We start from the raw sequence: 24,657 nt of genomic DNA, 5'->3' as shown, positions 1-24,657 counted from the left end.
CTCCGGGTCATCGCGCTGGTCCTTCCTGTGCCGTGCACCCCTGGATGGGGAGTCGGATCTCGAACGTGGTGCCGATTCCTTGGTGCGAGTCCACCGAGATGGTTCCCTCGTGCTTGTTGACGATCGCCCGGACGAGGGCGAGCCCCTGTCCGGTGCCGCGCCCGACTTCCTTCGTGGTGAAGAACGGCTCGAAGATCTGGAGCTTGAGGTGCTCGGGCATCCCGCCACCGGTGTCGCTCACCGAGACGACCACGTCGTCGTCGTCCGTGCGCGTGGCGATCGTGATCTTGCCGTGACGCCCGGTCTCCTCGATGGCGTCGGCGGCGTTCACGACGAGGTTCAGGAAGACCTGGTTCAGGTCGCCGAGGTTGCACACGACCGGAGGCAGGTCCTCGAAGTCCAGCTCCACGTCGGCGAAGTAGCGGAACTGGTTCTGCGCGACCGTCACGGTCGCGCGGAGCGCCTCGTTGAGGTTCGCCGGGGACTGCTCCCGAGAACCGGGGTGGCTGAAGGTCTTCATCGCGCGCACCAGCGAGGCGACGCGCTCGACGCCGTCGAGGCTCTGCTGGATGGCGAGAGGCACTTCCTCGGAGAGGTAGTCGATGTCGGCGATGCCTTCGGCGCGGTCGATCTCGACCTGTCGCTCGGCCCACGACATGGGGTTGCCGTCAGGGCTCAGGACGTCACGGTAGGAGCAGACCAGGGTGAGCATGGTCTCGTAGCACTCGGCGAGGAACCGCGTGTTGTCCCCGACGAACTGGATGGGGGTGTTGATCTCGTGCGCCAGTCCGGCCGAGAGCCGCCCGAGGGCCTCGAGCTTGGACAGGTGCTGCGCCTCCACCTCGCGTGCGTGGCGAGCGGACACGTCGGCGATGACGCCGACCACGCCGAGGACCCTGTTCTCCTCGTCGACCAGAGGACGGGCGAGCAGCTCGACCATCACCTCGTCGCCGGTGAGCCGGGCCAGGCGGCACTGCAGGACCGGCGGCGTGGTGGTCCCTCGGACCTCGTCGAGCCAGTCGCCGAAGCCCTCTTCGTCCTCGGTGTGGAGGAAGTCGCTCAGACGTGCTCCGAGCGAGCGCACCACCCCGAAGCCGCTGAGCTGGCTCCAGGTGGGTGTGAGCGACACCAGCCGATCGCTCTGGTCGAGGTGGAAGACCACGTGGCCCGCCTTGTCGACGACCGTGTGGTACGACAGCAGGGTCCGGCGCAGCTCGAGGAGACGGACCGCCTGCTCGGCCAGCGAGCGGAGGAAGTGTCGCGTGCGCTCGTCCAGGGCGACGGGGTCGGAGTCGGCCACGAACAGGCAGCCGAGGGTGTAGCCGTCGCTCGTGACGCACGGCACCGCCACCAGGGCGCCGGCCCCGATGGCGCGTCCGAGTACACCGGTGCCGGTCGGGGCGGCGGTTGACGTGCCGAGCAGCTGGTCGGCCGAGAGCTCCTCGGGGTCGGCACCGAGCAGGGACTTGAACCACACCCGGTCGGAGCCGAAGAAGGCGATGCCGGCGATGTCCGTGCCGGCGATCCCGCGAGCCAGGTCGGCAAGCTGGTCGAAGCCCTCGTCGGGAGGGGTGTCGAGGATCGTGTAGCGGGCGAGCGCACGAAGGCGTCCCGCCTCGTCGGAGGACGGGAAGGGGGTGGCGGACAGGTCACGCTCCGCCACGGTGACGCTAGGCACAGGCCGACCCGGTGGCGAGGTAGCCGAGGACGCGGAGGAGCTGCTCGGAGTCGATGGGCTTGGGCAGGAGGAAGTCGACGCCCCCGGTCCAGGCCTCCCACGACTGGGAGTCCCCGGCAGCGGCGGTCACCATGACCACGGGGAGCTGCGAGCCACCGTCGGTGCGACGGATCTCGGTGAGGACCTGGTGCCCGCTCATGCCGGGCATCATCACGTCGAGCAGGACGCAGTCCGGGCGCTCGGTGCGAATGGCCTCGAGGGCCGCCGGACCGTCGATCGCGAAGCGCACGTCGTGCCCGTTCATCTCCAGGAGGTCACCGACGTAACCCCTGACCCCGGCGTCGTCATCGACAACGAGTACGGCTGACATGGCGGTCTCCTTCCGCTGCCTACCGCCATCCGTGGCGGCTGGTGATACAGGTCACCGAGTTGCCGATCGGCAGGGCGGAGGCGTTCCTGAGGAGTTCTCGCGAGACTTTTCTCGCGTCAGGGAACCGGGTCGTCAGGGGCGCACGTGGAGCCCCAGGTTGGCGGCCGCGTCGCGGAGCTGTGACGACAGGATCAGCGCGCCTCCAGTGACGGACGCGGTGTTCGCCGTCGCTGTCGCCTGGTTGGCATGGAGGATGCCGACGAGCTTGCCCCGGCCGCTGAGGTCGTTGCCCGACACGCTGACGCGACCGGCGACCAGCTCGACCGGTCCGGAGTCGACCACGTTCTCCCCGATCCTGGCGCTCGCCCAGGCGAACCTGTCCCCGTCGTCCCGGCTCCCTGCGTCGAGCAGCCACGCGAACCGGTTCTGGTGCAGGTCCAGCCGGGCGGGCCCAGTCTCCACGGAGGGCGGGTCCTCCGCCTTCTCGACCAGCTCCTCCAGCCTCTCCTCCAGCTCCTCGATGCGATCGGGGGACGCCACACCGTTGGTGCTGATCCCGCCGGCCAGGTCGTTGCTGACCACCCACACCGCTCCCCTCATGCGCTCGAGCGCGATCGCCGCGCGCGCGATCCCCGAGACGGCATCGACGCCCGCAGCCATCTCGCGGATCTCGGGAAGGACCTCCTCGAACTCCTCGGCGGAGGCACCGTCGCGGATGAGTCGGGCGATCCGGTGCAGCGTCTCCGCGGACGGACGGTGCGAGGTCGACAGCCAGTCGAACGCGACGAGCTGGTCGGCGGCGTGCTCACGCCGACTGACAGCCGCGCGTCGGTTGCTCGCCACCAGCCGGTCGAGCTCCTCCCGACTGCCCGTCCGAGCCGCCTCGAGCAGCGCCTTGACCGGGCCGGTGAAGGGGTCGGAGTCCTCCTCCCCCTTGACGTGCGAGGCCCGCATCGCGCAGTCGCGGATTCGCGTCGGGCCGCACTCGAAGAGGTGCACGAGGACAGGCAGCTCCGGGCTGTCGGTGCGCACCCGCAGCCCGTGGAACGTCACCTGGATGCAGCCGGCCACGAGCACCAACCCGTCCGACAGGTCCTCGGCCCCCACCAGGTCGAGGTCGCTCAGCTCGAGCACCTCGAGCTTGTGAAGTCGCAACGGGGTCGCCAGGTGGAGCGTGGCACCACACCCGTGCACGTCCAGGCGCCGCAGGTAGTCGATCTCGGAGCCGTCCCACCGGTGCTCCCCCGGCAGGAGGCACACGCAGGCGATCCCCTCGCGTCGCTCCGCAAGGTCGCGCAACGCCTCCTCGAGCGTGGCGTAGTCGCCCCCCTCACCCACGGTGGCGCAGCACTCGGCCGTCTCCGACCCACCTCCGCGCAGGCAGAGCGTGTCGAGCGCCTCCTGCACCGTCGCCACGCCGGACAGGTCACTGCACGCGCCCGGCTGGTAGGCCACCTTCGACGCGAGCCGGGTGCGCGCGCTGAACCGGACCGGCAGGCCGACAGCGTTGCCGCCCCAGTCCAGCAGGCGCGCCTCCAGGGTCTGCAGCACGAAGGGGTCGACCGCCCACTGGACCGCCGCCGTGCCATCGGCCGTCGTCGCGACCGTGACCGGCCCGCTCCCCCCGTTCACGGTTCCGGACCCTGACCCCACGAGGGTGAAGCGGACTGACCGACCGGAGACCGGGATCGGTCCGCGGGAGACGCCCACCCGGGGCGCGACCGGCAGCGGGACCGGTGCCGGCGCGAGCGTGTCGGGAGTGACCTCCTGCCCGTCGCCCGCGACGTAGAACAGGCTCTCCATCCCGCTCAGTGGTGGGAACACCGGCCGTACGTCGACCACGGTGCCGCCGTCGACGACCGCGAGCCCTGCGTAGTGGGCGTGCACCCCCAGGGCAGGCTGGGCGGTGGCGACGTGGCCGGTGGGGTCTGCAGTCCGCGCCGGGACCAGCCAGTGGTCGCCAGTCCGGAAGACACCGCCGACGGCGTCGGAGCTGAAGCCGACGGTGATGCCGTGCTCGAGGACCAGCTTGGTGCCTGGTCCGGGGATGGTGATCGAGCCGGTGGCCAGCGCAGGGTCGACCACTGCGTTGCCACCCTCGTCGAGGAGGGTGCCGCCCTGGTCCCAGCGTCGTACCCGCAGGTTGCTCCCAGCCACCGGCCTGCCCTGGGAGTCCAGGGCGAAGTCGGTCGCGACCAACGGGGACTCGAACACGATCGTCCCGGTGTCGGTGTCGATGCCGCCCGGGGTCTTGATCCGGCGAAGGACGCCGGGGGTGCCCGCCAGCTCCCGAGCCTCGTCCAACAGCTCGACCCACTCCCCCTCGTGGAAGGAGAGCACCCGGTCGTGCCCGAGCCGGTCGACCACGACCCGATCCAGTGCGCCACCCACCGACACGACGCGCGCCGCCACCGTGGCGTTGTCGCGCGACCAGGTGAACGTCGCGGTGCCCGCCGGCCCGGGGCGGTGCACCTGCACCCGGTAGAGCTGGTTCTCGACACCGGTGTAACCGCCCGTGGGGGCGATCAGGCACGGATCGGGGTCGGTGTCCGCGGTCGCGGTGCCCACGGTGAGGCGGGAGGTCGCGGGTGCCTCCACGCTGGTGAACCACGGCTGGGTCAGGAAGGGTGCGCCCGGCACGTAGCCGGTCGGCACCGGCACGGTCTTGACCTGCCAGACCGTCCGGTGCCGGGTAGTGGTGTCCACGCCGAGCGCCGGCTCGACCAGTGAGGGGTCGTCCACCGACGTCACCTCCCGGCGCCACACCTTGAGGTAGACGAGGTAGCGACCGGCCGTGGGCAGTGGCGGAGGTTGCGGCAGGTGCGGCTGCGAGGAGTAGGCCACCGACCCGGTGCCGGCGAGCTCGGCCAAGGGGTGCTGCCAGGACTGCGGCGTACCGCCGTGGTTCTCGGCCAGGATCCCGTCGACGTACGCCCGCCCCGGCCCGATGGTCAGGCTCGTCCCGGCGAGGGTCACCTTGAAGCCATCGGGTGTCTCCGAGGGCACACCTGAACGCCCGACGACGTCGAGCGTGCCCACCTGGGTCCGCCGCTTCGCGACCGCCGCGGCGGTGTTCCAGTCGTCGTCGGTGAGGAGCCTGCCCTGTTGCAGCAGCACGGCGGCGTCGTCCTTGCGGGCGTCGTGGCTCCAGCGGGAGTAGTCACCGTTCATGGTCAGCTCCTTGTACTAGGACTCGTGGACGACTCCGGCACGCAGGCCGAGTCGGAGGTACTCGTCGAACCGGGTGCGCAGGTCGGCCTCCCGCTGCGGCTCCTGCAGCCGCCGGTGCACGCCCATCTCGGACTCGTCCTCCGAGCCCCGCCGGATGGCGTCGGCGACGCTGTCGGCGAGCCGGGCGTAGCCGGGCGCGGCGAAGGAGAGCGAGGTGAACTGCGGGACGTCGCCGGGCTCCACCGGCGCGCACCGGTAGCGCCGCGGGCTCCGAGAGCCGGGAGGCAGGTAGCTGAACCTCGCGCAACCGGACTGACGGTCGGCCACCGACACCTGGCCCAGGAGCAGGGAGTCCGACACCTCGAGCTGTTGGGGGGTGGTGCGGCCGACGACGGTGCTCGACCGCACCGAGAGCGCGCCGCAGGGCCCGATCGCGAGGCGCGTGATGTCGCCCGCGTCGACGACGGAGTCGAGCACGTCGACGCGGGTGCGCTCCATGGCCTTGATGGCCCCGGTGATGCTGCGCTCGACCACGAGCCGGGTGGCGTCGCGCTGCACGTCCACCCCGAGCCCTCCCGGCTTCGTGGGTGCACCTTCCGGCGTGAGCGGACCGCCGGGGACCAGGGTGCAGTGACGCACGGAGAGACGCGCCAGGGAGGCGGTGGCCGGCACCACGACCGGGTGGCCGACGACCTGGAGCCCGTTGAGCTCCACCTCGGCACCTGCTCCGCCCTGCACCGTCATCGGCCCCGTGAGGACCAAGGTGGGGCGGCGTCCGTCGGCTGCCCGGAGCGAGACCCGGGATCCAGCGGCCGCGGAGACGGTGAGGCTCCCCTCGTAACGCCCGGAGTCGGTGATCTCGACGGTCCCCGATCCGCCGAGGGCGGCGAGAGCGGCCTGGACGGTGGTGTGGTCCTGCGGCACTCGCAACCGCGTGGAACCCGACTCGGGGAACGTGTGCGCGCGGGCGTACTCCCCGCCGAAGGCGCCGTTGACCCCCGCGCGGTGGAACATCACGGTCACCGGGACAGCGGCCGGTACGACGAGTCGGCCCAGCTCCGGGTCGATGCCGACCTTGCCTGCAGGCGGGGTGCGCATCCAGCCGCTCCCCGAGGTCGCCAGGTTGAGGGCCACCACGTCGCCGACCGGCACGAGCACCCCGTCGAGCCACACCGCCAGGCTGCGCTCGGGACCGTAGAGGTGGGGCAGGTCGTCGAGGAGCCGACGCCGCGTGATCGGCCCGGGAACGTTGCGAGGCCCGGCCAGGTGGCTGATCTCCTCCTCCCGCTCGGGTCGCTGGACGAGCTGGCAGTCGATGCCGAGGGGGTGGAAGCGCAGCCGGGTGGTCGAGCCCGAGTCACGGACTGCGGGGGTCCGCTCGAGGCGAAGCGCGTGCAGTCGCCACACGAAGGCAGCGATGTTGGAGATCGCGGGACGGGCGGCTCCGGACTCGACCGCGCGGACGTCCAGGGTGCGCGGTGACGCCTCGAAGGCCGTGCCGACCCGGTCGACTGCGGAACCGCGGCGCAGGTCGGGGGTGATCGCCGCGGAGGGTCGTACGTGGTTGAGCGACTGCGTGGTGACCAGCCTGGTGAACAGCTCCGCCACGGCTGCCCCGGGATGACCGGTGACGTCGCGGGCGAGCTGTTCCAGCATCGAGGCGGTGCCCTTGCGTCGCCGGAAGGCGATGGTGTGGCCGATCTCGGCGCGCCGGTCCCAGGCCACCCCTTCGCCGGACTCCGCCGGGTGCAGCAGCCGGTAGCCGATGAGGTCTCCCAGGTACGGCAGCACCCACGGTGCCGCGGTCTCCAGGAACAGGTCCTCGTAGAGCTGCTCCAAGCTCTCCTCGAGGACCGCGACCTGCTCGCCGACGAGGGAGAGGAAGGCACCCAGCGGTCCACGACGCAGCTTGGCCCGCAGCACCTCGCGGCGCAGGCTGTCCTTCTCGTCGGCAGCACCGCCGAGCGCCTCCAGCGCCAGCAGCTCGGTCTGCTCGCCCGGGGTGAGCTGCTCGGGCAGGCGACTGGCCAGCTCCTCGTCACGGATCCGGTGGATGGCCGGCAGGAGAGCGAGCAGGGACTCACCGGTGGTCGTCACGCCATCACCTCCACGGTGAGGCCGGCGTCGGAGAGGAGCAGGAGCTCTGCCCCGAGCACACCGTTTCCTGCGGTGTCGAGCCCACCGCGATGTGCCGGCACGCGCGGTTGGACGGTGGTCGAGCCGGGGGCATCAGGTCGGCGCAGCACGTCGATGTCGACGGCGACGACGCCGGCTGCCCGGTGCACCGCCTCGACCACCTCACCCAGGCTGGTGGGTTGCCCGAGCTCGCGCGTGTCGAAGGCGAACTCGGCCAGCAGCAGGCGTCGTACGTCCGCCAGGACCAGGTCAGCCAGCCTGCCCGGCTCCGGCAGGACCTTGAGCCGGACCTCCAGGGGCACCGGCCGATGGCTGAGCAGGTGCACGACAAGTCGCTCGTCCCCGTGGTCGCGCAGCGCCTTCAGCACCCGGCCGTGGGTCGGCACCGACGGGTCGACCACGGCTCCGCCGGGGCCGGCCAGCGTCAGCACGAGCCCACGGGCCGGGCCGTGCGGCACCCACCCGGCGGACACCTTGGCCACGCCCGGCTGGGCGCGTGCGAAGTCCTCGGCGTCGAGCAACGACACGACACGGTCGAGGGTGCGCACGGTCGCGGGAGCGTTGCGCCGCGCGTCGTCGCGGGGCTCGGGGTCCTCTCCCCCAGTGCCGGGCGTCGGGTTGTCGACCGCCGCGATCCCCAGTGGCCTCGACAGCAGGGTGGTGAGCTGACCGGTGCGCACGTTGCCGCCAGCCCCCAGGCCGGTGCGGTGCCGCACACGCACGTTTGCCTGACCGGTCGGCAGCCGGGCTCCCTCCGCTCCGTCGCCGAACCTGACCACGGTGGTGCCGTCGTCGGCGGTCTCCAGCACGTGGACGCGATCACCCGGCGCGGCTCCGAACAGCGTGTCCCGGCGAGCCCAGAGCACGTCGTCGACGCGCACCTCCAGGGCAGCCTCGAGGCCGGCGTCGGTGGCGAGCCACGTCAGCGGCTTGTGCTGGAGTGCGAAAGACTGGCCGGGCACCCGGGCGTCGCCGCTTCCCAGGACCTGCCCGACGCTGGCTCCCTCGGTGGCCGGGGCGACGTTCGCGTTGACCCGTGTGCGGGCCCTGTCGTAGTGACGGAGGAGCGGCTCGGCGAGCCGCACCGTCGTCACGGGCAGCCCGTCGGGTGCGGCCGACAGCTGCACCGCGTCCGGTGAGTCGTCGACCAGCACCACCTCCGAGTGCTCGGGGGTCCCGGGGAGGGCACCGTGGAGCTGGCCGCGGACGGCCAGGGGCTGCCCCGCGCTGAGCGGCACCTCACCGACGAGCTGCAGCTCGGAACCGGACAGCGCGGTGGTCGTCGGGTCGGAGGTGAGGAAGACGCGGTCGCTCTGGGTCAGCACGACCCCATCGCGCCTGGTGAACTTGTGGCCAGCTGGGAGGTCGAGGTCGAGGGAGAGGCGAGTGACCTTGCCGCTCACGCCGAAGGCGCTCAGGGACGGGTGGGTGACGCCGTCGATCTTGGCCAGGTGCTGGAGGGCGCCCTGGACGAGGAGCGCCCAGCCGCCCTTCACGACCTGGGGGTAGGGCTGGTCCAGGTCGAGGTCGGTCAGGCTGAGCTCGAAGCTCTTCCACTCCCCCGTCGTGCTGTCGTAGAGCGCATCGCGCACGTCCGAAGGGATGGCGAGCAGCCGGGGGTCCGGGGCGTTGTGACCGAAGAGGGGCGCGCGGAGGCGGAGGACGTGCAGCTCGGTCCCGGCGACGGGCAGAGCAGGGAGAGCGGATGACAGGTCCACCCGCGTACGACCCGCCACCGGGTCCTCGGACACCTCCGCCACGGTGGGCGCCGCCCACTCCGAGCTCGTGCTGGAGGCGATCCGCTGCGGGCCGACGACGAGGAGCACGTCGCCGCGCTGCACCCGGTGTCCGACACCGGCCAGGTGGACGGAGGTGCGTCCCGACAACGACGTCGGCCAGCTGGTGCTGACCGGGGCCAGGGCGTTGCCACCGGCGGTGGCGATGATCTCGGTGACTGTCTCGAAGGTCACCGGGGCCTCCTCCTGCCCGGGCACGCTCTGCACCTGCGTCCCGACAGGCACCCGGACCGGTTCCAGCGGGACGTGCGGAACGGTGACCGGCTCGTCGACGGTGAACGCGAGCCACGCGTCCGCGGCGACGCCGGGGCCGGGGCGGTAGCCGATGAGCCGGGAGAGCTCGACCACTGACAGCCGCTCGGTCGCGGTGCGGAGGTAGTGCTCCTGGACGTAGCGCTCGGTGTAGAACGTGATCACGTCGACCATCGCTGCGAAGCCGTCGGCCAGGGCGACCGTCAGGTCGGCGTCGTCGCGGGCCCCCAGACCTGCGAGCGCCGGTAGCTCGTGGTCGGACATCCCGCGCAGGATCGCCGCCTTCGCGGAGCCGTGCCGGGCGACCCTGTAGTCGACAGCGGTCAGCCCGGGCGCGTTCAGGACCCGCTCCGGCGTCGCGGGCGCTCCTGCCCCGCAACCGCACGCCTCCGTGCAGTCGCCGCAGTCACCATCGCATCCGTTCACACTCACCCCGCTCCTCTCCCTGTCATGTCGACCTCACTTGCCGCCGTGCAGGACCAGCCGGAGCACCCCGTGCTCGGGGAAGTCCGGGTCGCTCTCCAGTCGGGCCACCTCGAGCCGACCCATCGGTAGCCGGCCGTCCTGCAGTCCCAGCGGCGAGGGCGAGCCGAGCCGTCCGAAGACCGTGGCGTGCACCGACTCCACGCCCGGCACGGCACTCGCAGCGGCCAGGATCGGCGAGAGGTGCACGGCCTGGCCGAACGTGAAGGAGGCCGGGTGGAAGAGCCCACGGCTGCCGTCCGGGGCCTCTGCCGCAGAGAGTCGGCTCTCCAGCCGACGACGCACCTCGGCCCGGAAGTGCTCAGGCTCCACACACACCTCGAGCTCCAGCTCGATCGCCACGAACCTCGGCCCGTCGACCTCGAGGTCGTGCCCGACGGTGCGGAACGGCTCGACGTGCTCGCGCAGCCTCTCCTCGAAGGTTCGGTCGACCACACCGTCGCCTGCCGGGTCGACGATCAGGAAGACGGTGTGCCAGCTGCCGGTCCAACGCAGCTCGGCGGCGGCGCGCTGCACCCCTGGCATCTCGACCGCGACCCGCTCGTAGTCGGCCGGCGTCACGGCCCGTCGTTGGGTGCGGAACGCCTCCGGCGCACGGCGCCGGACCTGGGCGATCGTCTCGGGAGGGGTGCCGCCGCGTGCCGGGAGCGGGTTGCGCGCCGACAGCACGCGGCCGTCGGAGCTGATCACGTGGGCGATCGCGTCCGTGCCGACGTTCCCTGCCTCACCGTTGCCGACCCGGTACGACGCCGTGAAGACCTCAGCCGTCCGCGGCGGGCGCCCGTGACCGTGGGCGCCGAAGCGCAGCCGGCAGGACCCGTCGGCCTCGACCTCGGCCACGACGTGCGGGTCCTCCGGTCCGGAGTCCAGCAGGTCCGGCACGGCCGTCCAGTCGGTCGTGTCGGCGTCGAGCGTGCTGTGCGGCCACAGCTCCGGCCGGGCAGACGCGGGATCGGTGCGCAGGACTTCGGCAGCCGGTGACGCCGGGTCGAAGCGCATCCACTCACGGTCGCCGTCGGCGTGGCGCACCGGGACGGTGGCTGCCTGGCTCAGGGGGCCCTCGTCCAGCTCGGGCAAGAACCTGCCGCCCGTGGCCTGCCCCAGGGGCGAGGCGAGGGTGCGGCCGTGATCCGCGAGCACGGTGTTGCCCCAGGCCTCGGCTCCCCCGGCGACTGCCGGCAGTCCCGCGGCGAGGTCGCCGGAGGAGGTGACGCACAGGCCGAAAGGCAGCGCATCCTCGGCCGCCCAGGCCACCCGCGTCACGTCGTCGCCGGTGAGCGGGTCGGTCAGCCGGGCGCCGCCGTCGAATGCCTCGACCGTGACCAGGCGTACCGGGTGTCGCACCGTGGGATCGGCGTCGGCCTCGAGACCGGTCACCGGGCTACGGGTCTGCGCCAGGACCACCACGTCGCCGACAGCCAGGTCCGGGAAGTGCCCGGCCAGTGCCGCCTGGCACGTTCCTGGTGCGAGGGCGAAGTCGGGGAGCCCCCAGTCGTGCAGGCCGATCGCGTTGTGGGCGGCGAAGAACCGGAGGGGCGAAGGTGCCACGGTGCGCTCCAGGCTCGCGACCATCGGCTCGAACCACTGCGCTGCGGAGGAGCTCGCCACCGCCTCCTCGCGCGAGCCAGGGACGACGCGGTCGGGGAGGTCCGGCACCCGGGTCAGGAAGGTGAGCACGCCGGGTGCCAGCGCCACGTCTGCGGAGACGCGCACCTGGACCCAGGTCCGGGCGTTGCACCCGTCGTGCATGGCGTAGTCCACCAGCCGGGCGTGCCGGCGTACCGATCGCCGGAGCCGGGCAGTCGACAGGTAGGCCTCGGTCGCGATCGCGTCCTGCTGGTAGCTGAGCCGGTCGCCGATGTGGGCGAAGAGCTCGACCAGGGTGACCCCGAGGTCCGCCGGGGTCCGGTCTCCCCACTCCGGGTTGAGCAGGGAGACACGGTCGAGGATGAGTCGTCGGAACGTCGCGTAGTCCTTGGCCAGGCGGTCGATTCCGGGGTCCGTGCGCGGGTGCGGCAGACAGACGTGGCCCCGTCGGCAGTCGAGGTCGCTGGGGCAGTCGACCTTGAAGGAGAAGTCGATCCCGTGCAGGAGCGGGTCGAAACCTGCGGGAGGTCGCTCGTCGACGGCCGAACGGACCAGGTCGAGCCGGTAGGGGGAGGTGTCTCCGGCCCACGAGGTCCGCAAGGTGACGGACTCGGAGCCGGTGGACATCACCGCCACCGTCGGCGCGGGGATGCGCTCGCCACCACTGACCAGGATCCCGGTGGGGCTCAGCGCCAGCTGGTGGGTGGCTGTCAACGGGTTGACGAAGTGGACCACCAGCTTGCGCTGCCAGAGCATCCGGTCTCGTCCGGGACCGGGCGGCGACGCTGCGTAGGCAGCCTGTTCGTCGGCGGGCAGCTCGGCCGGCTGCAGGTCGGCCACCTCCAGCCAGTCCACGGCGTTGAGCTGGGGGCTGGCGGCGACTGCGACCCGGCGGGCGTCGGCGTCGGCACACCTGAACAGGAGCGGGTCCATCAGCCTGCTCCCCGCCGCTCGAAGGTCTCGGTGTGCGACTCGCCCGTCCGGTTCTCCACGAAGGTCACGTGGATCCGCAGGGTGGAGTCGTGCGCGGTGACGGTGACCTGCTCGACCTGGATGAGGTCGCCGAGCCACTGCTGCAGCCCTGACCGCACGAGGAACTCGGTCGTGGCGGACAGCTCGTCGGACAACCCGTCGAAGGGCAGCTGTGCAAGGCCGGCGCCGAACGTCGGCCGGTTGATCCGCTCACCGGGTCGGGTCATCAGCACCTGCTCGATCAGCCCTCGCAGCCACACCGCGTCGCCGGCGTTCGCCGTACGACGCCGACCGTCGAACCCGTAGGGGTGCCGCAGGTGCATGGTCCCTCCTAGCTCGCGATGACCCGGGTCTGGGCAGACACCGGAAGCAGGGGCGTCCCCGTGGGCACGCACGTGGAGGTCCCGGACTGCAGGACCACGGGTTGGCCGAGCACCATCACGCGCGTCGCGCCGACGGTCCACTGCCCGGTCACGCACGGCCCGTTGCCGCCTGGGGGCACGAACGCACAGCCCGCGACGAGCCACGGACCGGGCACGGTGGCCACGGGCATCCCCGAGACCAGGACCCGTGCCATCGGCATCGAGGGCGTGGCCTGCCCGCCGTGCGAGCAGGTGACCACCGCACCGCTGTGGAGGATCGGCCCGGGCACGTCAAATCACCGTCAGCGCGCCGTTGTTGATGGTGACGGTGGGGCCGGTCATGACCAGCGAGGCGCCCTTGCCGTTCTGGATGTAGATCCCGGTGTCGTTCACGATCAGCGTCGCCCCGGTCGCGCTCTTGAGCATGATCCCGCCGGTCGGTCCCGGAAGGTCGGAGATCGCGAGGGTCTGCTGACCCGCGGTCTGCAGGACGATGCTCGGCGAGACCGGCAGTCCGGCCTTGGCCAGGGTCGGCGGATCGGACGGCGCCCCCCACCGGCAGCCGCTCCAGATCGGTCGCGACGGGTCCCCCGCCTCGAACTCGACCCACACCCCGGCACCGATCGGCGGCACGAACCAGGACCCCATCGAGGTGCCTGTCGGGCCCGCGAGCGGGACACAGGCCTCGGCCCAGCTCGACGGCACCAGGCCGAGCACGTCCGGGACCGTGAGGAGCAGGCGTCCCATGAACTTGGGGTCGACGTTGTTGACCACGGTCCCGCGGTACTTGCCGAACCATGTCTTCGTCCCGGCTCGCGTGGCCGAGGGGTTGGTCGTCTGGGCTGGCATCGGGCGCTCCTCAGCGGACGGGGACCACGGGGGTCGGGGAGACCAGTCCGTCGCGCGAGAGCGTGAAGGACTGCTTGTAGGAGCTCGGGGAGAGCTCGTGGGTGACGGTGTTGACGTAGTAGAGGCCGTCGTAGGCGAGGCCGACCCCGCGCACGCCGACCAGCTGCCGCGCACGCAGCGGCCTGCCGTACGTCGCCACGTCGAGGCTGCCGCTGACGGTGATCGCGTCGGAGGAGCGGAGCAGGTCACCCAGGATCCGCTTGGCGGCCTCGGCCGGCTCGAGCTGGCCGCCTTCGGCGAACTCCACCCGCGCCGGCGGGGTGGGCCGCAGGCCCAGCGGGGGACGGACCGCACTGACGTTGGGCACCGGGATGGGCACGGGGACCTTGCGGGTCACGGGGTCGAAGATCGTGTAGACGGTGACCTTCTTCGCCTTGCCGTCGAGGGAGACGGAGAGCGACTCGACGTTCGTGGCCTCGTCAAGGTCGACACTGAGCGCGGGCTGTGGGACGGGCACCCGGACGTCGGGTCCGAAGTAGGCGACGTTGGTGCCCGGCAGCGGCCCGGGCTCCACGTAGAACACGTAGCCGCACCGGTCTGCGTGCTGTCGTACGTAGTCGAGGTCGGTGCCGGTGTGGGTGTCACAGCCGTCGAGGGGGTTGCGCAGGGCGCTGACGATCGGCGGAACCACCACGGGGGCGATGCCGAGCACGGCGTACTTCGCCAGGATCGCGTAGAGCTGGGCGACCTCCGGCATGGCGGGGTAGCGCATGAAGGGCATCTCGACCAGGTCCATGAGCACCGACAGGTCCTCGCCGATGATGCTGAGCGTGGAGCCGCCCGGAGTGCTGGAGGGCGTCACCTCGTGGTGCGTGACGACGCCGTCCGCGAGCACGTGGGGAACCCCACGGATGGTCACGAGGATGATCACGCGCGTGGTGATCGGGTCGAGGTAGCCGGCCGGAAGCAGGACGCGGGTGATGTCGGAGGTGCGGTCGGCCTCCATCACGATCTGGAACCCGGTCTGGGCCGCGCCGACGTTGACCCGGACCGACACCACCGCGTCCATGACGCTGCGGAGGGCCGGCACGGGGACTCCCGGACCGATCAGCAGGGTGAGGTCTGCGGACTCGATCATGCGCCACCTCCCGGCAGCCCCGCGGGCAGGGTGATCCGCAGCCGCCGGCCCGGTCGGCTGACGAGCTCGTCGGGGTCCAGGCACAGGTTCGCGTCACAGATGCGCCAGGACAGCTCGGGATCGGAGAACGCCGCGGCCGCCACCAGGTCGAGCCGGTCCCCCGGCTCCACCTTGTGCTCACCCACCTGGACCAGGGCGTCGGGGTCGGGGAGGAAACGGCGCCGCAGGTATCGCACCGGAGTGCCGTCGGCTCCGACACCGGTGGCCAGAGGGGTGTGCCGGTAGCGGCTGTTCGGCCCGAACGGCGAGACGCTCGCCCCGGCCTGGGAGAGCACCGCTGCGAGCTGCTGGCGTGCCTGGTCGTCGCTCATGAGACACCTCCGATACCGAGGGACGAGAGGGAGGCGTCGGCGACCTGGCGCGAGAGGGCCGCCTTCGTCTCGAGGTAGGTGAGATAGATCCCGCCGCCGCGCTGGTCGTAGCCCAGGTCGCCGGCGGTGAGCACGCGCATCCCGAGGGAGACCTTGGCCCGCACCGGGTTGAGCAGTGCGTCGAACGCCTCCTCGGTGACGGTGAGCTCGGTGATCTGGACAGGCAGGATCCGCTTGGCGCTCCAGACGAACAGGGTGAGGGGTCCCTGCGAGGGGAGGATCTCGATCGCCCCGGAGGAGGCGAGGGCGTCTCGGCGGCGCAGCTCGCCGACGCTGGGGTGGACCAGCTGTTCGAGTGCCGCAAGCATCGGGTGGACCCCGAGCTCGGCACCGGCCCCCTTGTCCATCGCGTCTGTCGCGTCGAGCTCGACCTCGATCCGCAGCGTCTCGGTCGGCGGGTTCCCCACGCGCAACGCCTCGGGGCCGCCGTCGGCACCGGCGAGCTTGAGGGTCCGGGCGACGCTGTCGGGGTTGTACTGCAGCATCACCACGCGGCGTACGGCGCCACTGCCGGGGTCGACCTGCACCAGGCCGCCCTTGACCAGGCGGGGGCTCAGCACGGCGGCACCGTCCTTCCCACCTCGCGGGCGACCTCGCGTGCGACCGTGCGAGCGACGACGTCGGTGACTGGCCGGTCGCCCAGGCCGCCGCGGTCCCGCAGCGCGTCGTCGAGCGCCTGACGTACGACGGCCTCGTCGGCGCGGCCATCGGCGCCGAGCGCCACGGAGAGGCAGTCGACGTGCACCTCGACGTGCATCATGGCCCCTCCCCGTCGCGGCCGCCCCAGTTGACGGGCTTCGTGGCGACGCCTTGGACCTTGAACCACTTGCCGACCAGGTCCCACAGGCTCCCCCGCTGCACCGTCTTCCGACTTCTCGAGAGGTAGAGGATCGTGGAGTCGCGGTACCACCGACCTGTGAACGCCCATCGGTTCTTGTCGCGGTCGAGCGGCCAGAGGTTGTCCCACTCGTTGTCCCCGCCGAAGCCGACATCCTGGACGTGGTCGATGTCGTTGGTCTCGAGTCCGGTGACGCCGACCCTCACCAGCGCCTCTCTCATCTGCCTCTGCCGAGATGGGATGCGGTGGGACCGGGTCCGCTTGATGACGCTGTTCACCTCGATGATGCGGGGCTTCTTGACACCGATAGTGACGGTGGTCCTGCTCGTGAGGGCAACTCGGTGGCGGGCCGGGACGTCCGCCGGGAACGGGACGGTGACCCCTGGTGTCGGCAGGTGCAGGCCGCCCTTGTTGCCGCGGTACCAGCCCCGGTCCTTGTACCACCACAACGGGATCGCGTCGTCCCTCGTCAGGCCGGTGTGCAGTCCGGTCGGGTCGTCGACCACGGCGATCTCGCGCTCGGGGACCCTTCCCATCCGCCCGACGATCTGCACACCACGATGTCCACCCCGGCGGCCCTGCGCGGCGACGTACTCGGTGCCCAACGAGCCGTAGTGGAACGGATCCTTGTGTACCTGGACTTCCTGGCGCACCTCCCCGATGCCGCGGCGGTGGGCAGGCAGGCTCGGCACCCAGGCGACGATCGCCTTCCTGCCGAGTTCCCAGCGCTCGCGGTAGCCCATCTTCAACGTCGCGGTCGCAGGAGTACCGCTTCCTGCCGCTCGCTTGCGAGCGATCTTCAGCTGCCACTCGCCCCGTCGGGGCACGCGCGCCACCGAGACCCTGCCCGCCACCTTCGAATGACGCGTGGCGATCCTTCGACCCTGGGCGCGCAGAGCCCTGTCGGTGATCCCCTCGGGATGACGGCCCGGGAGCTGGCTCACCTTGCGCTCGACCTCGAGCCATTCGAGCGACGTGGCGCTGCCCTGGGACTTCTTGGCGGCGGCATCATCGTCCCCCTTCGCGTCCGGGGAGTCCTGGTCGCCCTTCTTCCGGGTGGACGGGTCGTCCTGCCGCGCGTCCTTCTTGTCTTCCTTCTTCTTGTCTTCCTTCTTCTTGTCGACCTTCTTCGGGCTCTTGGGGGTCTTGCCGGTGGTCTTGGGCCTGGGACGGGGCGGTCGCTTGGCGCCGCCGAGCCGTAGCTTGGTCTTCGCCGCACCCGGAGCGGCGTACTTGGCCCGACGACCTCCGGCGGCCCCGCTGATGACGCCGAGGAGCCGTTCCCCCAGGCCTGGGTCCTGCATTAGGCGCTGCAGCTCGTCTCCGACCACGCGGGCCAGGTAGCCGACGAAGGGGTAGAGCAGTGCACCGACGAGCACAGACTTGTAGCTGAGCAGCTTCACCGACTCCAGGTCACGTCCACTGGCGCGGTAGCGCGCGAGCAGTGCGTCCATCTCTCGCACCCCGCGCGGGATGTTGAGCAGGATCTGCCGGAGCCCGTCCTGATCGATGTCGGAGGGGATGTCGAAGTGTGCCAACAACGTGGCCATCCCCGTGCCGTTCTCCAGCTGGGTCAGCATCCGCTGCACCAGCGCGTCCTCGAGGTCGGACGCCTCGACCACGGCCGCCTCCAGGGCCTCGTCGTCAAGGTTGGGGTCGTCGGCCAGGTCCAGCAGCTCTTCGAGCCGGGACAGGTCTCTGCCGAACTCAGCCTCGAATGCCTGGTACGTCGTCCAGGCGCTGGTCACCTGCGAGATGATCGAGTTGATCTTTGTGTAGGTCGAGTAGACCCGCTCGATCTTGACCAGGAACTTTCTCAGGTTGTTGAGCCTGTTGATCAGCATCACGGCTCGTCCAGCGGCGACGGCTGTCCCGGCCGGTCCCAGCAGCATGCCGATGACGTAGCCGGCACCGATCTCGGCCGCCAGCCAGGTGATCTCCTCTAGCACGTAGTCGCGGATCCCCGCGATGCTCTTGGTCAGCTCCTTGGCGGAGGCCTCGATCTCCGGGGACTTCGTGCTGGCCCCGGCGAGGAGTCCCTCCAGCATCATCATCTCCCGGAAGACCGGGAGCTTCTCGAGGTCGATGGGGTCGAGGTCGGCACCTTTCAGCGCTGCCGCCACCTCAGGGTCGGTGACCTTGTTCTTGATGGCGGCCAGGTTGGCCATTCCCTTGTTTAGGCCTTCGATCTGGACCGCTACCTGCGCATTGGCTGCTGCCGAGCTGTCCAGGGCGATGCGCACGTTGGCCGGCAGGGGCCCGGCTTGGGCGTCACCCATCAGCTCCTGGTTGACGCGCAGGAGCTCGCGGTCGCTGGCGCTCAGGGCGAGGTACTTGTCCAGCTCGGCGGAGGCGTCGATCGGGCTGGCGGATTCCACCGCAGCGTTCTTGAGGTACTTCACCACGTCGTCGAGCTCTGCGGGCGACATCTCGGCCAGCTTCGCGACCTGCTCCTGGGTCATCGGCTTTCCGCCCACGTCAGGGAGGTTCTTGAGGCGTAGCAGGACGGCGTCGACCTTGGCCTTCTTCTCGGCCGGGGTCTCCTTGGGGAGCTCGACGTCACTCTTCTTCTCGCCCCCCTTCTTGCCCTGTGAGGCGGACCCATCGCCCTTGTCCCGCCCTGCGCCTTCACCGCGGCCCCCGCTCCCGGCCCCCTTGCCCTTGCCGCTGCTTCCGGCGCCCTCGGTCTGGTCCTTGGGCGCCTTCCGCGTGCGTGCGTCCACCGGGGAGCCGGCGTTGCTCACCTCGAGCACGTAGGTCGAGTCCGCGAGGTCTGCCCACGTGGGTATCCCCTTCGGCGGAGAGGCCCAGAAGTCGATCACGCTCACACCCGGAGCCCGGCCGCTGGGATCTCGAACGAGGTCCTTGCTGCTGCCCGTCTTGTGCTCGCCCTGGTAGGTTCCGGCGGGCAGGGGGGACGACGTCGAGCTCAGCTTCATGATGAACGTGCGATCGTCGGAGAGGGTCACGAAGATGCGGCCCTGTGCCGGAGCGATCACCACCTTCGTGATACCCACCGGGTTGCGCAGCACCATGCCGGCCAGACCAGGGTCTCGGCGCTGCTGGACCACGTGAGCGAGCTCGTGGGCGAACAGCCGGCGATCCGCCGGGTTGGAGAGGATCGGCTCCCGACCGAAGGTGATCGTCTCGCCGCGGGTGAAGGCCCGCGCCCCGTGGGCGAGCGAGCTTGCACGAGCCGCGGAACCGGTGATGACCCGGACGGTGGAGAAGTCGGCGCCGAACCGCGGTTCGAAGAACGCCGACTCGGCGTCGGTCAAGGCGCGCCCCGGGCCACGCTCGGGAAGTCGTACGACGCGCGGTCGAGCAGTCCGCGCGGCCGAGGACACCGCTCGGTCGGCGGCTCGGTCGGCGGTGACCTCGAGTCGATCGGGAACCTTCATCATGATCCCGCCTCCCACCCGGCCAGGTCGGCCGGCGCGAGCACCCGGTCGGACTTGGCCAGCTCGGCACGTGCGGCCCACGCGAGGTCGGACATGGTGACCGGTCCCCCGGCCGAGGCGGCCCGGAACGCGGCCGCCCTGGCGATGTTGCTGATGGACCCACCGCTGAGGGACAGCGAGGCGAGGCGTGCGTGGTCGAGGTCCCGGGTGGGCGTGCGGTCCGGGAAGGCGCCCTCCCAGATGAGACGCCGGTGCATCGCGTCGGGGAAGGGGAACTGCACGATGAAGCCGAGACGGCGGACGAACGCCTTGTCCAGGGCCGCTCGGGCGTTGGTGGTGAGGATGGCGAGGCCGCGATAGGACTCCATCCGCTGGAGCAGGTAGCTGACCTCGATGTTGGCGTACCGATCGTGGCTGTCGGTCACCTCGGTGCGGCGCCCGAAGAGGGCGTCGGCCTCGTCGAAGAGCAGGATGGCACCCTGCTGGTCTGCGCGGTCGAAGACGCGTGCGAGGTTCTTCTCCGTCTCGCCGATGTACTTGCTCACCACTGCCGAGAGGTCGACGTGCAGGAGCTCGAGGTCGAGCTCGGCAGCGACGACCTCCGCCGCCATGGTCTTGCCGGTCCCGGGCTCTCCCGCGAACAGCGCGGTCGAGCCGAGCCCGCGGCTGCTGCGATCGGCGAACCCCCAGTCGTCGTGCACCACGCAGCGGACACGTACCTGGTCGACCATGGCACGGAGGAGCTCGACGCGGTCGGGTGGCAGCACCAGGTCCGACCACCTGGCCCGGGGCTCGATGACCCTGACCAGGGCATCGACGTCGCCCCGCCGCAGCTGGCGACGCAGCCGGCCGCCCACGGCGGACGCCCCGTCGAGCAGGGCCAGCGAGGCACCCTGCTCGATCTCACGGGCGCTGAGGCGGTGGGTGGCGGCCAGCAGGTCGACCTCGGCGAGCACCTCCGGGTCCGTCACCCCCTCCAGCACGGCCCGCCAGAGCTGCCGCTGCTCGGCTGACTCGGGTCGTCGTACCTCGTGGTGCACGACGTCCGTGATCGGGACCGCGTTCCGGCTGCTCAGGACCACCGGGCCGTCCAGCCGATCCAGCAGCGCCGATAGCGCGCCGGTGTCCGTGCGGTCGTCGACGTCGATGACGAGCGACGCGCCGGACAGCAGGGCGCTGCGGGTCCACACGGTCGCCAGGTGGGCGCGCTCGGCCGGGTCTGCCGGGAGGTCGGAGCCTCGCAGGCGGTATGGCGCCAGGCCCAGGTCGACCGACGTCAGCCATGCGACGTCGAGACGGCCCTGCTCGTCGTCTCCGTGCAGGCCGATCACCTGCCAGGGGGCCGTCGGGTCCCTCCAGCAGCGGGTGACGGCCTCGGTCACGTCGCCGTGGGAGCCGGCCATCAGCGCAGCGGACCGGAGCGGGTGCACGAGCGGGACCAGCCAGGGGTCGAGGTCGTCGATGCCCAGCAGGTGGTGGAGCACGGGTTCGGCGACCGAGAGCGGGGCGTCGACGAGCCGTCCGGGGCCGACGTCGAGGAGCTGCCAGCGGCGCAGCTGCGAGCCCGGCGCCAGCGCCGACCAGTGACTCTCCGGCAGCACCCGGTCCGCCACCGACCAGGTGACGTTCCCACCGTGCCGCAAGAGCGCTCGGCCCACGCCCTCGTGCACCTCGGCCCCCAGGCAGAGCGCGACCAGGCCGCGCTCGAAGCGAGTGAGCGCGAAGACGTCGGCCAGGGTGTCTAGGGGCGTCCGAGCCCCGGGTTCCTCGGCGAGCATCGCGTCGTCCCGGGTCTCGCCGTCGAGCAGTCGAGCCAGGTGGTCGAGCTCCCTGTCCAGGAGGGCCCGGTCTCCTGTGGGCCGTGAGTCCACGACGCTCATGACACGACCACCTCCCGCGGGAGGAACTTCGGCGGGCTGGCCGCCCGGTCCACCACGGTCGACTCGACGCCGTCGACGCGGAGCCGGGCCAGGTGGGTCCCGACCGGCGCGTCGCGGACGACGAAGCTCAGCGAGCCGGTGGTGCTCGGGTGCGGCTGTGCGGGGACCTCCCGCGAGCCGAGGATCAGCGCCGCCGACTGGTCGGGCTCGACCGGCGGGGAGCAGGTCAGGGAGACGACGGCGTCGCCGGCGCTGTCTCGGGCCACTGCGAGCGGAAGGGGCGTGGTGATGGTGGGGGCGAGGACCAGCGGCAGCTGGTTGGTGGTGCGGACGGCATCGCCCGGCTGGGCGGTCACCGCCACAGTCACGTCATAAGTGCCCACCGGCAGGGTCCCGGGCACGACGAAGGTCAGCCGACGCCGGTCTGCGCTGGCGCCCAGGACGACCTGGTCGCTGCTGCGTCGCCGCGGACTGACCAGGCGGACGACGCGGCCGACGCCCGCCAGCAGGTCGCCCTCGGCGGTGACCGTGCCTCCGCTGACCGACACGGGCTGCCCTCCGGTGGGGGCCAGGGCAGTCAGCACCGGGTAGCGCGGCGCGAGGTCCGGAGTGGCGCTCACACCCGCTTCCCTGTCACCGGGGAGCCGCTCGCCGCGCGTCAGGACGGGCAGCGCCACGACCGCTGGCGCGGCGGCCTCGATCAGCAGCACCGAGACCCGGTAGTAGAAGCTGGGGCGGTACTTCGCGCCGAACGCCGACCACAGGCGCGACGTCTCCTCCGAGCTGAGCGACTCCGGCGTGATCCGCAGCTGCTCCACCTGGGCCGAGAGACCCGCTCCCAGGGAGCTCGGCAGCAGGGTCGTCAGCTCCTCGCGCGTCAGGACCGGGTGCTGGTGGAGCACCTGCATCCCCAGCCCGAGCAGGTGCTCGGGGACGAGCTGGCCCGGCCCGTAGGCGGAGAGCACGAAGTGCAGGTCGATCCCCAACGGCGGGTTGGCCGTGCGGGATCCACCCGCGTCGAAGGAGGGCAGGTCGACGTTGCGCCACCCCTGGTTGAGTGAGACCCGGTGGATGAAGAGGTTCACTCCCGTCAGCGCACCGGTCCCGCTCAGGGTGTGCTGGTCGGGTGGCAACGCCGTCACGGTGGCGTGCCCGCTGGCCAGGACGCTGTCCACGTCGACCTCGGCGAGCCAGTTCTCCACCAGCTTGCGCAGCGCCTCGGTCGCCGCGGCCACCGCCGCGCCGGTGCTCACGACCAGCCCCGGCGGGGGCGGGCCAGGTAGTCCTCGAGGCTGAGGCGGGGCTCAGGACGGGTGGGCCGGGCGGCTGCTCCGGCGGGAGCAGCCTTCTGCTCTGCGGGTGCGCGGACCTCGATCCTGCCGATCCTGACCGAGACGGTCAGGGGCTGCTCGACTGGTGGCTGCTGCACCGGCGGCTGGCGCGTCGCCGGTGACGGCGCCCCTACGACCCTCTCTCCGGGCCTCTCGGGGCGAGCTGCCTCCGCATGGGCGCTTGCCTGTCGTGTCTTCGCGTCCACCAGGGGTGCCGGGAGCGGCGTGGACATCGACTCGACACGCGGCGCGGGGTCGCCGTGTCGCGGCGTGAGCCTGCGAGCAGTCGTCGGGTGTTCTTCCTGCGGCGCCTCGACGGCAATGGCTGGCCTGCTCGGCGCACGGTGCTCCCCCGCCGGCTCGGGACGTACGACGACCTGCTCGTCGTACGTCGGCGGCGTCGAGGTCCGGTCGATGCGCTGGACGCGGGCCGTCTCGCTCCCCGGCGCCGGTTCGATCCGCCCGACTCCGCCCACCATCCCGGGCGCGCGGGCCACCACGGGCTCCGCGACGCTCGGCAAGGGTGGGCTGGCCGACTCGCGGGACGGCAGGTGCTGGACGGGCGGCGCCAGCACGAGCTCTTCCTTCTCCACCAGCCCGTCTCCGGGGGCGTCCGGCTCCCCCGCGAGCGGCTCGAAGCGCGACGACAGGAGGGGGCGCAGGCTCGGTTGGTGGGTGCGCTGGCGCTCGACGAGGCGGGAGAGAAGGGTCGTGGCGGCCGTCATGGCGTTCAGCCCGCCATGTCCAGGGCGAGGTCCAGGTAGGCACGGCGCCGCGCGTCTGACAGCTCGAGCACGTCGCTCTCGGTCCAGCCGAAGGCCCTGGCCAGCGCAGCCACGTCCGCCAGCAGCCGGGCACCCTCGTGAGCGAGCTCGGCGGTGACGAAGCGCGCCGGTTCGAGCACCTCGCTCCAGGGCTCCCCACAGCCCGAGCACGAGCCGGTGAGGAGGATCTCCGCGCCGGGGTCGTGCTCGGCGATGCTCGCCGCCACCACGGCTGCCAGCTCCTCGCTCACAGGCTCGGGGTGGACATCCTCGTCCTGGTCGAGCGCCGCGAGCACCAAGAGGTCCCGGGCACGTTGCGGCGACGGCGCTGCCACGGCTGCGGCGAGGTCCCTGCTGGTCAACGCACGCAGGGACAGCGTGCGGCCCTGGTGCTGGACCTCCCACGGCGAGCTCGCAGCCCCGCCCATCCGCTCCAGCAAGTCTGCGACGCTGAGCTCCAGGGTCGACGCCTCCCCGCACTCGGCACAGGTCGCGCAGGCCCGGAGACGGTCCCCCAGCAGCCGACGGCGCAACGCGAGCAGGGCCGCGTCGCGCTGGCCGAGGGGCAGGTCCGCCGGGTCCGCCAGGTCCTGGCACGCGACGGCGAGGCACCGCACTGCCGCGTCCACGGGGTGCATCCCCGTGACCGCGTCCAGCAGGCGCAGACGCATCAGAGGGGCCAGGGCCATCAGGACGGCTCGCTGAAGGTCGGCTCGGTGGGCTCGGTCACGGCGTAGTCGCGCTCCCAGCCCTCGTTCTCGAGCTTGATCGTCTGGATAGCCACGGCATTCGCGTTGGCGTCGAGGTCGGGCTGTGCCTGGAACTCCGAGACCCAGCACCGGTTCACCTGGTAGGAGATCGCGACCTGTCCGGCCTCGTTGTACATCTCGATGATGATGTTCTTGCGGAAGTCCTTCAGGGACACCTCCGAGCCGAGCCCGGAGCCGAAGTTCCACACCTTGTTGGCCCACTTCTCGAACTCGGGATCGTGGGTGACCCCGCGCTCCAGCGTGATCGGCTCGAACTTGGTCCGCCCGGGCGACTTCCTCGAGGTGGACGGGTCGCCACCCTCCCGGTGCTCGACGACCTCGGTGGTCCGTTTGAGCGCGCTGACCTTCGAGACGCCGGCGACGTACCTGCCGTCCCACTTCACCCGGAACTTGAAGTTCTGGTAGGGGTCGAACCGCTGGGCGTTGACACTGAACTTGGCCATGGTGC

At 71.4% G+C, this 24,657-nt stretch carries 19 protein-coding genes; all 19 read right to left on the bottom strand.

The genetic code is table 11. From position 1 onward, the window contains the following. Positions 1-7: 7 nt before the first annotated feature. The 19 genes from EXE58_RS20135 to EXE58_RS15530 all read right to left on the bottom strand — a co-directional run bounded on the left by EXE58_RS20135 (position 8) and on the right by EXE58_RS15530 (position 24,652). The gene (locus EXE58_RS20135; protein WP_244242251.1) at positions 8-1,663 is read right to left on the bottom strand and encodes an ATP-binding protein; all 1,656 of its coding nucleotides are present in this window, start codon (positions 1,661-1,663) and stop codon (positions 8-10) included. 7 nt (positions 1,664-1,670) lie between these two features. Next, complete coding sequence (locus EXE58_RS15615) at positions 1,671-2,048, bottom strand: response regulator (RefSeq protein ID WP_135268729.1); 378 nt, start codon at positions 2,046-2,048, stop codon at positions 1,671-1,673. Positions 2,049-2,180: 132 nt separating this feature from the next. After that, a complete protein-coding gene (locus tag EXE58_RS15610) occupies positions 2,181-5,219 on the bottom strand; it encodes a DUF6519 domain-containing protein (RefSeq protein ID WP_135268728.1) in 3,039 nt (1,012 codons plus the stop codon). 15 nt (positions 5,220-5,234) lie between these two features. Continuing rightward, complete coding sequence (locus EXE58_RS15605) at positions 5,235-7,316, bottom strand: hypothetical protein (protein ID WP_135268727.1); 2,082 nt, start codon at positions 7,314-7,316, stop codon at positions 5,235-5,237. Then, positions 7,313-9,829, bottom strand: coding sequence for a putative baseplate assembly protein (locus EXE58_RS15600; RefSeq protein WP_135268726.1), 2,517 nt, complete (start codon positions 9,827-9,829; stop codon positions 7,313-7,315). Before EXE58_RS15600 ends, EXE58_RS15605 begins: the two co-directional genes overlap by 4 nt. Before the next feature lie 33 nt (positions 9,830-9,862). Beyond that, positions 9,863-12,406: a putative baseplate assembly protein gene (locus EXE58_RS15595; RefSeq protein WP_135268725.1), complete on the bottom strand. Its 2,544-nt coding sequence runs from the start codon at positions 12,404-12,406 to the stop codon at positions 9,863-9,865. Further along, positions 12,406-12,768, bottom strand: a complete 363-nt coding sequence (locus tag EXE58_RS15590) for a GPW/gp25 family protein (RefSeq protein ID WP_135268724.1) — start codon at positions 12,766-12,768, stop codon at positions 12,406-12,408. Before EXE58_RS15590 ends, EXE58_RS15595 begins: the two co-directional genes overlap by 1 nt. A gap of 8 nt (positions 12,769-12,776) precedes the next feature. After that, on the bottom strand, positions 12,777-13,097 hold the full coding sequence (locus EXE58_RS15585; protein WP_135268723.1) for a hypothetical protein: 321 nt from the start codon (positions 13,095-13,097) through the stop codon (positions 12,777-12,779). 1 nt (position 13,098) lies between these two features. Then, positions 13,099-13,656, bottom strand: a complete 558-nt coding sequence (locus EXE58_RS15580) for a phage baseplate assembly protein V (RefSeq protein ID WP_135268722.1) — start codon at positions 13,654-13,656, stop codon at positions 13,099-13,101. A 10-nt stretch (positions 13,657-13,666) separates the two neighbouring features. Then, a complete protein-coding gene (locus EXE58_RS15575; RefSeq protein ID WP_135268721.1) occupies positions 13,667-14,794 on the bottom strand; it encodes a hypothetical protein in 1,128 nt (375 codons plus the stop codon). Then, the gene (locus EXE58_RS15570; protein WP_135268720.1) at positions 14,791-15,165 is read right to left on the bottom strand and encodes a LysM domain-containing protein; all 375 of its coding nucleotides are present in this window, start codon (positions 15,163-15,165) and stop codon (positions 14,791-14,793) included. Before EXE58_RS15570 ends, EXE58_RS15575 begins: the two co-directional genes overlap by 4 nt. After that, positions 15,162-15,785 carry a hypothetical protein gene (locus EXE58_RS15565; RefSeq protein ID WP_135268719.1) on the bottom strand — a complete coding sequence of 208 codons (624 nt, stop codon included), beginning with the start codon at positions 15,783-15,785 and terminating at the stop codon, positions 15,162-15,164. Before EXE58_RS15565 ends, EXE58_RS15570 begins: the two co-directional genes overlap by 4 nt. Continuing rightward, positions 15,779-15,985 carry a hypothetical protein gene (locus EXE58_RS15560; protein ID WP_135268718.1) on the bottom strand — a complete coding sequence of 69 codons (207 nt, stop codon included), beginning with the start codon at positions 15,983-15,985 and terminating at the stop codon, positions 15,779-15,781. The genes EXE58_RS15565 and EXE58_RS15560 overlap by 7 nt, the downstream gene beginning before the upstream one ends. After that, complete coding sequence (locus EXE58_RS19775; RefSeq protein WP_208544047.1) at positions 15,982-19,467, bottom strand: eCIS core domain-containing protein; 3,486 nt, start codon at positions 19,465-19,467, stop codon at positions 15,982-15,984. The genes EXE58_RS15560 and EXE58_RS19775 overlap by 4 nt, the downstream gene beginning before the upstream one ends. Next, a complete protein-coding gene (locus tag EXE58_RS15550) occupies positions 19,464-21,344 on the bottom strand; it encodes an ATP-binding protein (RefSeq protein ID WP_135268717.1) in 1,881 nt (626 codons plus the stop codon). Before EXE58_RS15550 ends, EXE58_RS19775 begins: the two co-directional genes overlap by 4 nt. Next, positions 21,341-22,597 carry a Pvc16 family protein gene (locus EXE58_RS15545; RefSeq protein ID WP_135268716.1) on the bottom strand — a complete coding sequence of 419 codons (1,257 nt, stop codon included), beginning with the start codon at positions 22,595-22,597 and terminating at the stop codon, positions 21,341-21,343. The genes EXE58_RS15550 and EXE58_RS15545 overlap by 4 nt, the downstream gene beginning before the upstream one ends. After that, complete coding sequence (locus tag EXE58_RS15540) at positions 22,594-23,400, bottom strand: hypothetical protein (RefSeq protein WP_135268715.1); 807 nt, start codon at positions 23,398-23,400, stop codon at positions 22,594-22,596. The genes EXE58_RS15545 and EXE58_RS15540 overlap by 4 nt, the downstream gene beginning before the upstream one ends. A gap of 5 nt (positions 23,401-23,405) precedes the next feature. Further along, positions 23,406-24,128: a hypothetical protein gene (locus tag EXE58_RS15535; protein ID WP_135268714.1), complete on the bottom strand. Its 723-nt coding sequence runs from the start codon at positions 24,126-24,128 to the stop codon at positions 23,406-23,408. Then, the gene (locus EXE58_RS15530) at positions 24,128-24,652 is read right to left on the bottom strand and encodes a phage tail protein (protein ID WP_135268713.1); all 525 of its coding nucleotides are present in this window, start codon (positions 24,650-24,652) and stop codon (positions 24,128-24,130) included. Before EXE58_RS15530 ends, EXE58_RS15535 begins: the two co-directional genes overlap by 1 nt. Between the last annotated feature and the right edge of the window lie 5 nt (positions 24,653-24,657).

Origin of the sequence: Nocardioides seonyuensis (genome assembly GCF_004683965.1) — a bacterium.
Classification (GTDB): domain Bacteria; phylum Actinomycetota; class Actinomycetes; order Propionibacteriales; family Nocardioidaceae; genus Nocardioides; species Nocardioides seonyuensis.
Note: the sequence above shows the minus strand (reverse complement) of the source record. Positions and strands in the feature narration are given on the sequence as shown.